Genomic DNA, 13,190 nt, shown 5'->3' with positions numbered 1-13,190 from the left:
AAATATCATATGTTTAAAAATTTATGTTTTAGATTTTCACACTGTAAACCTCTAAACTCATAAATTCATAAACTTCTAAACTCTAAAAATGATTACAACAGATATACTCATCATTGGCGCAGGTCCAACAGGACTTTTCACTGTTTTTGAAGCTGGATTATTAAAATTAAAATGTCATATTATAGATGCCTTACCTCAACCTGGAGGACAATTAGCTGAATTATATCCTAAAAAACCTATTTATGATATTCCAGGTCTTCCAGATGTTTTAGCAGGCGATTTGGTCAACAATTTAATGGAACAAATCAAGCAGTTTCAGCCAGGTTTTACATTAGCAGAAACAGCTGAAAACATAGATAAATTAGATGATGGAACTTTTATAGTTACTACTAATAAAGGAACAAAACATCATGCTAAAGCCATCGCTATTGCCGGTGGTTTAGGAACTTTTGAACCAAGAAAACCCGAAATTCCAAATATTGCTTTTTATAAAGAAAAAGGAGTTGAGTATTTTGTAAAAGATCCCGAATTTTTTAGGGATAAAAAAATAGTGATTGCTGGTGGCGGAGATTCGGCATTGGATTGGAGTATTTTTTTAGCTGATGTAGCTTCGGAAGTTACTTTAATTCACAGAAGAAATGAATTTCGTGGCGCATTGGACTCAGTTGAAAAACTTCAGGAATATAAAAAATTAGGTTACGTAAATTTAATTACACCAGCAGAAGTTGTTGCTCTTCACGGTGAAGACCATTTGAATGCAATTACGATAAGCAAAGATGGTAATCAAGAAACAATAGAAACCGATTATTTCATTCCACTTTTTGGATTGACACCTAAACTTGGTGCAATCGCAAATTGGGGTTTAGAAATTGAAAAAAACGCCATTAAAGTTAACAACGCGTTAGATTATCAAACTAATATTTCTGGTATTTACGCCATTGGTGATGTGAATACGTATCCAGGAAAATTGAAGTTAATTCTTTGCGGTTTTCACGAAGCAACATTGATGTGTCAAAGTGTTTACAATAGATTAAATCCTGGAAAAAAATACGTATTAAAATATACAACGGTTTCTGGAGTAGATGGTTTCGACGGAACAAGAAAAGAAGCAGAAAAAGCAGTTGTAAAATCAATTGATTAATTATCCTGCAAGGTTTTTAAAACCTTGTAGGTGTTTATAAAAAGTAAAATGCCACAAGACATCACTCTAAAAATAACCGACCGAAACGGACAAATTCACGAAATTCAAGCACCAACAGACATGAACTTAAATGTCATGGAAGTTATTCGAATGTATGAGTTAGCCGAAGAAGGAACCATTGGTGTTTGTGGCGGAATGGCAATGTGTGCATCATGTCAATGCTACGTTTTAAATGATGTAATTTCGTTAGAACGAAATCCCGATGAAGAAGCTATGCTTTGGGAAGCGTATCATGTTAAAGACAATTCACGACTAGGTTGTCAAATACGAATTACAGAGGAAATTGATGGATTGGAGATAGAAATTGCACCAGAACAATAATAGAAGCGAGATGAAATTCTCGCTTTTTTTGTAACAAAATTTTAACACTTACGTATAAAAGAATATCTCATCAAATCAATTGGGATTTTACTTTTAATGGATCAAAATACCTATTCTCCGGGATTACATAAATTAGTCACACTTCAAGTAGATGAGGTAGATTTGCTAACTAACAGCAGTGCTTTTATCGAGTTTTCTGAAAAAATCATTCAAGATTTTGAACTTGAAAAAGTTGGAATAATTACCCACAATTTTGAAAATAATAGTTTTACCATTGCTATTTGTTTAAAAGAATCTCATATTTGTATTCATACTTGGCCTGAATTTAGACAGCTTACGTTGGATGTTTACTTGTGCAATTATTTACAAGATAACACTCAAAAAGTAAAAAGTATTACCAATGAGTTTGTAACCTTTTTTAAGGCAATTGTTTTAAAAGATTTTGAAATTAATAGATAAATTTGAGTATGGATTTTTCTTGCTATCATTGTAATACGGTTACCAAACTCGATGTCAAAATTGAAGTTTCTTATTTTTCCTGCCCAAATTGTGCAACTATTTATAGTAGAAACGATTCTAATGATTTTGTTTTCAAAGAAAGACACAAAAAAGTTGATTATAACAATGCCTTTTCTGTTGGTCAAAAAGCAGAATTTCATGGAAGTGTATTTACAATCATTGGTTTTTTGGTTAAAAGCGGTGATTACAATATCAGATGGATTGAATATGTGTTGCAAAATGATAAAAAAGAATTTTTATATCTTTCAGAATCATCGGGAAATTTTATACTCTTAGAACAAATTGAGTTTGAAAAAAAAGTAGGTAATCATCCATTAACCGTTGATTATTTGGATAAAACCTATGATAGATTCGATTATTCTTATCCAAAACTTGATTATGCGGCTGGTTTTTTTGATTTTAATGTTTTGAACAAAATAGAATTAATCGAATATATAAATCCGCCATTTATCTTGTCATTTGAAAAATTTGGTAAAGAGCAAACCGCGTTTTACGGTAAGCATATTTCAAGAAGTGCTGTAAAAAAAGCATTCAATGCATCGGCAATACCATCAAAATCAGAGATTGGAATGGTAGAACCTTTCTTTATTAATGTTAGAAATTTGGTCTTGACTTTTTGTGCAGTTGGGTTTTTAATCATTTTTACCCATTGGTATTTCAACCAAGATAGATTAGAACAAGAGGTTTTGAATGCCTCAATTCCATTTGAAAGTTTTACTTCCAAAGAATATGTAAGTCCATCTTTTGAGTTAAAAGGAAGTTCAGCACCATTGCAAATTTCGGTTTCGTCTAATGTAAATAATTCTTGGGCAAATGTTCAAATAGCTTTGGTAAACGAAAATACCAACGAGGAAATTTATGCCTCAAAAGATATCGAATACTATCACGGTTATACCGATGGCGAAAACTGGACTGAAGGAAGTACTTCTGAAGATTTTAATATTTGTGGCGTTGGTGCAGGAAAATATCATTTAACGATAACACCATCAAAAGCACCAGAAGATGTTGTAAATAGTTTAATTTCGGTTAAAGCCAATTGGAATGCACCGTCCAATAGAAATATTTACATGGTATTTATTTTTATGGCAATTGTTGCCGTCGGAATGTACTATTGGTCCAAATATTTTGAAAATAAAAGATGGGGTGAATATTAAAAAGTGAAAATGGAAAAAGTATCAAATTTTATCAAAGAAAATTATTTAGCCCTTTTAATTGGTTTATGTTTCTATGGAATATTTGTTTATTACACAACACAAGGTAATAGACTTTGCGACTGTGAATCGACTGAAAATTACAAACCCACAAATTCAGGACGTAGTTCTGTAAATCGTTTTTATCATAAATAACTAAAAATATAATATCATGAATATATCACAACTTGTTATCAACTCATTAGTGTTTTCTGCCGTTGGAATTGCAATACTTTTTATTGCTTATTTTATTGTTGAAAAAATAACGCCCGAAAACACTTGGAAAAAAATTACTCAAGAAAATAATGTTGCTGTTGCCATCGTTTTTGCGGCCTTAATTATTGGAATTTCAATGATTATTAGCGCAGCAATTCATGGGTAATAAATTCTTAAAATTTGAATATTTATTACTTTTTGCTGTTTTTACCATTGCCACTTGCGGACTAGTTTACGAATTAGTTGCCGGAACTTTGGCGAGTTATTTATTGGGCGATTCAGTAAAACAATTCTCCTTCATCATTGGAGTGTATCTCTTTTCGATGGGAATTGGGTCGTATTTTTCAAAATTTATTACCAAAAATCTACTCAATACTTTTGTGGAAATAGAAATTCTAGTCGGATTAATTGGTGGATTGAGTTCGGTTATTCTTTTTCTATTATTTGAAACCGCTTTTGCCTTTCAATTTATTCTTTATTTTTTAGTTTTCATCACAGGATGTCTTGTCGGATTGGAAATTCCGTTACTGATGAACATTCTTAAGGATAAAGTAGAATTCAAAGATTTGGTTTCTAATGTTTTTACATTTGACTACATTGGAGCTTTATTAGCATCCATTCTTTTTCCGTTAATTTTAGTTCCAAAACTCGGAATTATTGGAACATCTTTATTCTTCGGAATGATTAATATTTCTATTGCTATTGTACTTTGTTATTTGTTAAAATCAGAATTAAAAAAAGTAAAATTACTCAGAGCAAAAGCCATTTTTTCTTTTCTAGTTTTATTGGTTACTTTCTTTTTCTCCGAAAATATCCTGTCCTATTCTGAAGGTAAATTGTATGGAGAGAACATCATTTATACCAATTCAACTCAATACCAACGTATCGTTTTAACCCACAATAAAAGCGATTACCGATTATACTTAAACAACAATCTCCAATTCAGTTCTGCCGACGAGTATCGTTATCACGAAGCTTTGGTTCATCCAGCAATGTCAATGGCTAAAAAAGTTGATAATGTACTAGTTCTAGGTGGTGGAGATGGTTTGGCGGTTCGAGAAATTCTAAAATACAAAGATGTAAAAAAAGTCACTTTGGTCGATTTGGATGAAGGAATGACCAAGTTGTTCAAAACCAATCGGGTATTGGTCGATTTCAATAAAAATGCTTTGAATAACTCTAAAGTTACAGTGTATAACAAAGACGCTTACATTTGGGCAAAAGAAACGAAAGAGAAATTTGATGTCGTAATTATTGATTTTCCTGATCCTTCCAATTATAGTTTGGGTAAGTTGTATTCATTGAATTTTTACAGTACGATGCAACAGCTACTTTCAACGGATGCTGTAGTAGTAATTCAAACGACTTCGCCTTATTTTGCTCCAAAATCATTTTGGTGTATCAACAAGACTGTGATGCAAGTTTTTCCTCAAATTGATGCTTATCATGCTTATGTTCCGTCGTTTGGCGAATGGGGTTTTACCATTGCAGTAAATGGTTTTGGGACTAATTTCAATAAAGTCAATAGAACTGTTGACGGATTGCGTTTTTACAATTATCAATTTGAAAAATTCAATTATTTTTCCAAAGATATGATTTCAAAAGACATTGAAATTAATCGATTAGATAACCAAGTTTTAGTACGCTATTTCGATGAAGAATGGGGAAAATTATAGCAGTTCGAGAAGAAATTTCTTCAAATTTTTAGGAGCAACTTTACTGATTGTTCCGCTTCTCGATGCTTGTAAAGAAAAAGTAATTTCGCTTTTAATTCGGCTATCAGGAACCAATCATATTTTAGGACATAAACTTCGAGTTAAGAAATTTCCAAAACCTTCTAAACAAATTTCTATTCCGTATTTAATTGTTGGTGGCGGAATTACTGGTTTATCTGCTGCAAGACAACTTTCTAAGAAAGGAATTTCCGAATTTTTGTTGGTTGAATTAGAAAATCATTTGGGCGGAAATTCCTCCAATGGTGAAAATCAGTATTCTAAATTTCCTCTTGGCGCACATTATTTGCCTTTACCAAATCAGGAAGATAAAGAGTTGTTGCAATTTCTTGAAGAAGAAAAAATTATTTTAGGTTATGATGAAAAAGGATTTCCAAAGTTTGATGAAACACAACTAACGTTTTCACCAGATGAACGACTATTTTATAAAAACAATTGGCAAGAAGGAATAGTTCCAAAAGTTGGAAATTCAGCAGAAGAAGACGAAGAATTACTTCGGTTTTTTTCGATGATGGATGATTTTAGAACTAAAAAAGATGACTTTGGTTTGTATTGGTTCAATATTCCGATGGCTTTATCTTCTCAAAATGATGCCGTTAAAAGTTTGGATAAACTAACTATGAAAGAATGGTTAGAGCAACAAAATTTTAAATCAAATCCGCTTTTGGTTTATGTAGATTATTGTTGCAGAGATGATTTTGGTTTAGGAATTGAATTCGTTTCTGCTTATGCCGGAATTCATTATTTTGCTGCGAGAAAACAAAACAGTACGCAAGATAAAAATGATAACGTTTTAACTTGGCCTGAAGGTAATGCAAGACTTACGCATCATTTAAAAAAATATTCCAAAGGAAAAACACTGCAAAATCATTTGGTTTACGAAGTGAAAACCGAAAATGGTAAAGCAGTAGCCTTGGTTTTTGATGATAAAACAAAAACTTCTATTGAGATTATTGCCGATAAAATTATTATGGCAACACCGCAATTTGTAAATCAATATTTGTTTGACGACAGAAAAGAATTCACCAAAGATTTTCATTATGCGCCATGGCTTTTGGCAACATTAGTAGTTTCCGATTTGACCGATAATTTCAGTTTTCCTTTGTGTTGGGATAATGTGGCTCACGATTCAAAAGGATTGGGTTATATTTACGATCAACATCAGTCGTTGCAACAAATTCAGGATAAAAAAGTGATTACATATTATTACAGTTTTTCATCATCAAATTGTGGAAAAAGCAGAAGAGATATCTATAAAAAACCAAAGGAATATTGGAAAAGTTTAGTGTTGGAAGATTTAAAAATTTCGCATCCTAATATAGAAGAAGTAACAGAAAGTATCGATATTCATTTGTTAGGACACGGAATGATTAGCCCAAAACCAGAATTTCTATTTGGCGAAAGCAAACAAAGAGCAGCGCAATCTATTGATGATAAAATCTATTTTGCACATTCAGATTTATCTGGAATATCTATTTTTGAAGAAGCTTTTCATCAAGGAATTAATGTTGTAAATAAAATAGTGTAATGGTTCAACCATGGATACATAAAGGCAAAACCGACGGTTATTTTATACTTGCGCCATCTTTTATTGTGTTGGCAATTGTGTTGTTATTTCAAAGTTGGTTAACAGATATCGAAGAAAGTTATTCGTTTTATACTTGGCTGTTTTTAATTGTTTTTATTGATGTTGCACATGTTTATTCCACATTATTTAAAACCTATTTTGTTGCCTCAGAATTTCAAAGAAGGAAACAATTGTACATTGGATTGCCGATTTTTTGCTTCTTAATTGGTTTCATTTTATTTCTATTTGGAAGTCAGGTGTTTTGGTCGGTTTTGGCTTATCTAGCAGTTTTTCATTTCATTCGTCAGCAATATGGTTTTATGCGATTGTACTCTAGAAATGAAGATAAAACGTATGCATGGATTGACAATTTAATTATTTACTCTGCCACAATTTATCCAATGTTGTATTGGTTTTTATCTCCAAAACGAAAGTTCAATTGGTTTGTAGAAAACGAATTTTTGAAGTATGAAAACGCAAAATTACTTGAGGTTTTTAAATGGATTTATTTTGCAATAGTAGTATTTTATCTCGTTAGAACCGTTTATAATTCGATAAAATCAAACTATTTTAATGTTCCAAAAAATGCCATTATCATTGGAACATTACTTTCTTGGTATTTTGGAATTGTATACTTCAATAACGATTTGGTTTTTACATTGTTAAACGTTGTCTCCCATGGAATTCCTTATATGGCATTAATTTATCTAAACGAAATTGAGAAAAAAAGTGAAGAAGATTTGGGGTTTTTAAGTTTATTAAAGCAGCATAAAGGAGTGCTAATTTTTATTTCAATTCTTCTAATTATTGCCTTTTCAGAAGAGTTTTTATGGGAAATTTTAGTTTGGAATGAACAAATTTCAATAGCAAACTTTGACTTTTCAAATTGGCAATTTATCTTAGTTCCTTTGCTAACTGTTCCGCAGTTTACGCATTATTTATTAGATGGATTTATTTGGAAGTCAAAAAAAATATAATTTACAACCCCAAAACCATTTTTGCCCTTGGCAAAATACGTTCTACAAATTTAGTGTAAGCGATCGTTGACGGATGCAGACCATCACTGGCAACCAAATTAGGTTGTAATAATCCTTGTCTAGTAATATCGGTAATGTTTATAAAAGTGATGTTATTTTGAGTGCAATAATTTTCTGTAAAATCATTGTAAGTATCAATTTGAGTTTAAATAGTTGAGTTTCCATTTCCAAAAGGTGTATATGCATAATCTGGTATTGATACTACAATGACATTCTCTTTTTTACCTTTTGCTTTTTGAATAGCTATTGTTACTAATTCTGGAAATTCTTGTTCATATACAGAAAATGGAGTGTTTTGAAACTGATTGTTAACACCTATTAAAAGTGTAACCAAATCAAAATCATTTAAAGGATTTTGGGTAGCAATCGCCGATTTTAAATTGGAAGTTGTCCAACCAGTTTGTGCAATAATTTGAGTTTGAAAAGTGTCGTCTACTTTTAGATATTTCACAATACTGTCTTGTAGTTGAATTGGAAATCTACAACTTGTACAAACACTTTATCCAATAGTATAACTATCGCCAAGAGCTAAATAACGGTAAGTTTTAGAAATAACAACTGGAGTTTCATTTTCAATAATTGTATCATTTTCCGCACTGCATCCAAAAAAAAGTGTGCAAATCAAAAAAAATGATATTATTGAGCGAAAACATTTCATTGTTTATACTATTTCAACAGTTTTTTCGATTTTTTCTTCAATTGCATCCCAAAGTCCAATTCTTTTTTCTAATGCTATAATAGAAACTTCCTCTACGTCGCGCCATTTTTGAGCATCATTTTCGCAAAGCTCAGAAATCATTCGCATCGCCATTGGTCCGTGTTCATCGGCATCCAATTCAATATGTCTTTCAAAGTAATAAATGAGTTTTGATAAATCAGTTTCAGGGAAATTTTGCTGAAAACTTTTTAAAATCTCGGTGAACATATTCGGAATTAAATCTTCTCTACCAAAAGTAAAACAAGCAGCAATTTTATGTGCTTTTCCTTCTTCGATTACCCTAAATGTAAAGTCTAGAAACTCTTTTATATTAGCATGTAAATTACTTTGTTTTATGGCAATAAAAACATTTTTGGTATCGATTACATTTTGAAGAAATGTTTCAAGCTCAGCGGTTTTTGCGCCACAGTCTTTCATGGCATCAACATACATTTCGAAATGACTAAGCCTTTTTCCGTCTATTGATAAATCACTTTCTTCTGCTAAAACAATTTCGTTAATTAAATATCTTGTTTCAGGATTTACAGTGGCAAACCATGGAGTTGTTGTACAAGTCAATTTGCTTTGTAATGCTTTTAAAAGCGACATAAAATCCCAAACTGCATAAACATGACATTCCAAAAACTGTTGTAAATCATCAATTGTTTTTACTTTTTCATAGAGGGAATGAGTAAGTAATTGTTGCTTTTGCAAATCTATTTTAGTCTTAATTTGATCAGTAGTCATAATTTTTATATAAAAATTTAAAACAAAAGTAAAAATGCTTCACACAACAGCGAAGCATTTTATATCAATTTTATTTATTGTTTAATCTTATTTAAACGCAGGAATTCCTGTAATATCGGCACCTGTGATTAACAAGTGAATGTCGTGTGTTCCTTCGTATGTAATCACCGATTCTAAGTTCATACTGTGACGCATAATTGAATATTCGCCGGTAATCCCCATACCACCAAGTATTTGTCTAGCTTCACGAGCAATGTTTATAGCCATATCTACATTGTTTCTTTTTGCCATCGAAATTTGAGCTGTTGTTGCTTTTCCTTCATTTCGCAAAACACCTAATCTCCATGTCAATAACTGCGCTTTGGTAATTTCGGTAATCATTTCGGCTAATTTTTTTTGTTGTAATTGTGTTCCAGCAATAGGTTTGTCAAACTGAATACGCTCTTTTGCATAACGCAAAGCCGTGTCATAACAATCCATCGCAGCACCAATTGCACCCCAAGCAATTCCATATCGAGCGGAGTCCAAACACATCATCGGCGCACCTAATCCTGATTTTCCTGGCAGTAAATTTTCTTTCGGAACTTTTACATTATTGAAAACCAACTCGCCTGTTGCACTAGCACGAAGCGACCATTTATTATGCGTTTCAGGTGTAGTAAAACCTTCCATGCCGCGTTCTACAATCAAACCGTGAATTCTTCCTGCTTCATCCTTAGCCCATACTACTGCAATATCAGCAAATGGCGCATTCGAAATCCACATTTTGGCACCATTTAAAAGATAATGGTCACCCATATCTTTAAAATTGGAGGTCATTCCGCTTGGATTAGAACCATGATCAGGTTCGGTCAATCCAAAACAACCCATGAATTCTCCTGTGGCTAATTTTGGTAAGTATTTTTTGCGTTGTTCCTCTGTCCCAAATTTCCAAATAGGATACATTACTAATGAAGATTGCACCGATGACGTGGAACGCACACCGGAGTCGCCTCTTTCTATTTCTTGCATAATTAAACCATATGAAATTTGGTCTAATCCCGCGCCACCATATTCTTCTGGAATGTATGGTCCAAAACCACCAATTTCGCCCAAACCTTTGATGATTTGTTTTGGAAACTCAGCGCGTTGTGCATAATCTTCTATAATAGGAGAGACTTCTTTTTTAACCCAAGCTCTTGCTGAATCTCTAACTAATTTGTGTTCCTCAGTTAATAAATCGTCTAATAAATAGTAATCTGGCGATTGAAATAAATCTGGTTTCATAATGAATTTTTAAGTAACGAAAACGTTTGCAAATTTAGGTAAACTAAAACAAGAAACAAGTGAACAATTGTTATTTATTACTTTCAATAGGCTTTTTGAAGTCTTCATTTTTGTTTAATAAAAATTTTGTCGTTTCTAGTAGGTTTTGCCTTTCTGAAATGCCTTTTGATTTGATGTCAACTTCACAAAACGCTAAAAATAGTGGTACTTCATCAGGTTTTAGCTTGAGTTCATTAATAAAAAAATCAGATTTAAAATGTAGCGCGATATATTCACGGAAATCCATAAAAGGTTTTTGTTTTTTCTTGAACCAATTACCAATTCCTTTTCCAATTCTAACAAAGTCAACTCCGTTTTCGATTTCGCCAGTATGAACATTTTGAACTTTCAAGGTATTTTGTTGTTTGATTAACTTGGCTTCATCCATATCAGCTTGTGTAACTTTTATTTTCATACTTTCAGCTCTGGAAACAGTAACTCCGTCTAACTCAATTGGTCTTTTTTCAAGTTCAATAACTATACTTTCTTGCTCAAATAGTTTTTTGAATACAGTGATTTGTTGATCAAAATAATCGTTAGAAATAATGTAAAGTTCATCACCCATTTTAGCCTGAATGGTAAAATTTCCTTTATTGTCCGATTTTGTTACTTTTTTGGTTGTGCTATTAACAATATCAATTGCGGGTAAAGCAGTGCCTTCACAAACTAATCTTCCGCTGATATTTTTTGCGGTTTGGGAAAATCCGACAGAACTATAAATGAAAAGAAACGAATAAAATAAAAACTGTTTGATCATGGACTGTCGATAAAATTGATTGTCGAAAATTACATAAACTTTGTTTCTTTCATTAAAAAAAAATGTTAATTCTAAATTTGAGTTAAATAGTTAAACTTTTCCACCAGATAATTGAAAAGCATCTGCTGTAATTATCTTCCTATTCAAGATTTTGCATAAAGTTAAGTTAAATAAAATAGGGGAATTTTCTAAAATTTTACTTTTATAAATATTTCAAAATAACAACCGATGAAAAAAATCATCCTCCTATTCTTTCTGATTATCTATTCTCATGGTTTTTCGCAAGTTACTATTTCTGAAGTTGAAAAAAATAAGCAATTTGGCTTAGTGTGGGGTTTATTGAAATACCATCATCCTGAAATTAGTAATGGTAAATATGATTGGGATTTAGAATATGTAAATACATCAAGTTCATTAGATACTATCAAAAATCAGGACGGAATGAATGCTTTTTTATTTCGTTTTATTTCGAAATTTAAGACAGATAAGTTGAAAACAAAGAAGCTAACTACCGAACGTTTGTTTGTTAAAAATGTAGATTATGATTGGATTGACGAAACTGTTTTTGGAAAACAACTGACAAAAACCCTTCTAGAAATTAAAGAGAACTCAAATAAAAACAACTATTATGCTTCAACGAATAAGTTAGCTAAAATGCTATCATTTGATAACGAAAAAGGCTATCAAGATTTCAACTATGCTAATAAAAACCATAGATTATTGTTGCTTTATAGTTTTTGGAACGCAATTCAATATTGGAATGTAAACAAGTATTTAATGGACCATAACTGGGTCAGTATTTTACATCCAATGACTGAACTTTTTATAAACTGCAACACCAAGTTAGAATTTGAAATAGCAAAGTCAAAATTGATTGCCAAGTTAGATGACTCCCATTCTTATCATCTTTCCGATATTGTATTTGATACATTATTTAAGAATAAGCCCTATTTTTCAGTAAAAACAATCAGCGACTCTTTATTGGTCACTTCAATATTTAATAAATCTTTAGCCAAAAAAGACGGTTTAGAGCTAGGTGACATCATAACAAAAGTAAACACAACCGATATTTCAACAGCCATACATGAAAAAATAGCACCAATACTCTCTGTTTCAAATAAGAGTTTTTTAAATAAATGGTGTAATTGGTTGTTTTACAGTCAAAGTGACTCCATTAATGTTGCTATTAATAAGAAGAATGGTAGTGGTAAAAATCAATATATCCATCTTTATGAAAAATATGAAGTTGAAAATCCTACATATTTATGGACAGAACGAAATGATAAATGGACTTTAATTAAACCAGATATTGCCTATATTAATTTAGATGAAATAACTCAAAAAGAGTTGAAAGCCGTTTTCAAGCAAATAGCCAATAATACAAAAGGTTTGATTCTCGATTTAAGGAAAAATACCAAAAACATCAGAGAAAGTGATCTGTCAGATTTTTTATATCCAAAAAATAAAGAATTTATAAAAGTGCTTTTCCCAATGGAGAATTACCCGTCTTATGGAGAATATGATGGAGAAGCACCATTGAAACTAATTTCAAATCCCTTTCATTCCGGAAAAAATAATCCTGATTATTATAAAGGTAAAGTTATTCTTCTTGTTAATAGGAGAACGCAAAGCAAAGGTGAGTATATTGGGATGGCAATTCAACAATCCCCAAATTGTGTTACAATAGGAGAACAAACAGCTGGTTCAGTTATGAATATTGTAAGTTATAGGATGCCAGATAAGACGGAAGTTTATTTTACCGGATTAGGAGGATTTTATCCTAATGGTGATGAGGTTCAAAGAAAAGGGTTAAAAATTGACTATAATATAAAAGAGTCTACTAAAAATTACGACCCCGAATTGTATATCAAAGAGGCAATCAAGATTATTGAAAACTAAT

At 31.6% G+C, this 13,190-nt stretch carries 13 protein-coding genes; 9 read left to right on the top strand and 4 right to left on the bottom strand.

Going from position 1 to position 13,190, the window contains the following annotated elements:
* Positions 1 to 88: 88 nt before the first annotated feature.
* From WFZ85_RS03785 to WFZ85_RS03750, 8 genes are all read left to right on the top strand, one after another.
* Positions 89 to 1,141, top strand: coding sequence for an NAD(P)/FAD-dependent oxidoreductase (locus WFZ85_RS03785; RefSeq protein ID WP_342694953.1), 1,053 nt, complete (start codon positions 89 to 91; stop codon positions 1,139 to 1,141).
* A 48-nt stretch (positions 1,142 to 1,189) separates the two neighbouring features.
* Positions 1,190 to 1,522 carry a 2Fe-2S iron-sulfur cluster-binding family protein gene (locus WFZ85_RS03780; protein ID WP_342694952.1) on the top strand — a complete coding sequence of 111 codons (333 nt, stop codon included), beginning with the start codon at positions 1,190 to 1,192 and terminating at the stop codon, positions 1,520 to 1,522.
* Positions 1,523 to 1,618: 96 nt separating this feature from the next.
* Positions 1,619 to 1,981, top strand: a complete 363-nt coding sequence (locus WFZ85_RS03775) for an S-adenosylmethionine decarboxylase family protein (RefSeq protein ID WP_187655994.1) — start codon at positions 1,619 to 1,621, stop codon at positions 1,979 to 1,981.
* A gap of 8 nt (positions 1,982 to 1,989) precedes the next feature.
* Positions 1,990 to 3,195, top strand: coding sequence for a DUF4178 domain-containing protein (locus tag WFZ85_RS03770; RefSeq protein WP_342694951.1), 1,206 nt, complete (start codon positions 1,990 to 1,992; stop codon positions 3,193 to 3,195).
* 208 nt (positions 3,196 to 3,403) lie between these two features.
* Positions 3,404 to 3,613 (top strand): DUF350 domain-containing protein, encoded by a 210-nt coding sequence (locus WFZ85_RS03765; protein ID WP_342694950.1) that lies wholly within the window; start codon positions 3,404 to 3,406, stop codon positions 3,611 to 3,613.
* The gene (locus WFZ85_RS03760; RefSeq protein ID WP_342694949.1) at positions 3,606 to 5,123 is read left to right on the top strand and encodes a polyamine aminopropyltransferase; all 1,518 of its coding nucleotides are present in this window, start codon (positions 3,606 to 3,608) and stop codon (positions 5,121 to 5,123) included. Before WFZ85_RS03765 ends, WFZ85_RS03760 begins: the two co-directional genes overlap by 8 nt.
* Entirely contained in the window at positions 5,101 to 6,708 is a 1,608-nt protein-coding gene (locus WFZ85_RS03755) for an FAD-dependent oxidoreductase (protein ID WP_342694948.1), read from the top strand. The genes WFZ85_RS03760 and WFZ85_RS03755 overlap by 23 nt, the downstream gene beginning before the upstream one ends.
* Positions 6,708 to 7,724, top strand: a complete 1,017-nt coding sequence (locus tag WFZ85_RS03750; RefSeq protein WP_342694947.1) for a hypothetical protein — start codon at positions 6,708 to 6,710, stop codon at positions 7,722 to 7,724. Before WFZ85_RS03755 ends, WFZ85_RS03750 begins: the two co-directional genes overlap by 1 nt.
* Positions 7,725 to 7,929: 205 nt before the next feature.
* On the opposite strand, the gene WFZ85_RS03745 is transcribed toward WFZ85_RS03750, so the two are convergent.
* From WFZ85_RS03745 to WFZ85_RS03730, 4 genes are all read right to left on the bottom strand, one after another.
* On the bottom strand, positions 7,930 to 8,235 hold the full coding sequence (locus WFZ85_RS03745; protein WP_342694946.1) for an SGNH/GDSL hydrolase family protein: 306 nt from the start codon (positions 8,233 to 8,235) through the stop codon (positions 7,930 to 7,932).
* Positions 8,236 to 8,445: 210 nt separating this feature from the next.
* Positions 8,446 to 9,228: a DUF3050 domain-containing protein gene (locus WFZ85_RS03740; RefSeq protein WP_342694945.1), complete on the bottom strand. Its 783-nt coding sequence runs from the start codon at positions 9,226 to 9,228 to the stop codon at positions 8,446 to 8,448.
* A gap of 87 nt (positions 9,229 to 9,315) precedes the next feature.
* Positions 9,316 to 10,494, bottom strand: coding sequence for an acyl-CoA dehydrogenase family protein (locus tag WFZ85_RS03735; RefSeq protein ID WP_342694944.1), 1,179 nt, complete (start codon positions 10,492 to 10,494; stop codon positions 9,316 to 9,318).
* Positions 10,495 to 10,564: 70 nt separating this feature from the next.
* Complete coding sequence (locus tag WFZ85_RS03730; RefSeq protein WP_342694943.1) at positions 10,565 to 11,290, bottom strand: hypothetical protein; 726 nt, start codon at positions 11,288 to 11,290, stop codon at positions 10,565 to 10,567.
* A gap of 228 nt (positions 11,291 to 11,518) precedes the next feature.
* Between WFZ85_RS03730 and WFZ85_RS03725 the strand changes: the two genes are divergently transcribed.
* On the top strand, positions 11,519 to 13,189 hold the full coding sequence (locus WFZ85_RS03725; protein WP_342694942.1) for a S41 family peptidase: 1,671 nt from the start codon (positions 11,519 to 11,521) through the stop codon (positions 13,187 to 13,189).
* Position 13,190 lies beyond the last annotated feature (1 nt).

Source organism: Flavobacterium aureirubrum, from assembly GCF_038739835.1.
In the GTDB taxonomy this organism is placed as follows: domain Bacteria; phylum Bacteroidota; class Bacteroidia; order Flavobacteriales; family Flavobacteriaceae; genus Flavobacterium; species Flavobacterium aureirubrum.
The sequence above is the reverse complement of the archived record's forward strand: the minus strand, read 5'-3'. Positions and strand labels throughout refer to the sequence as shown.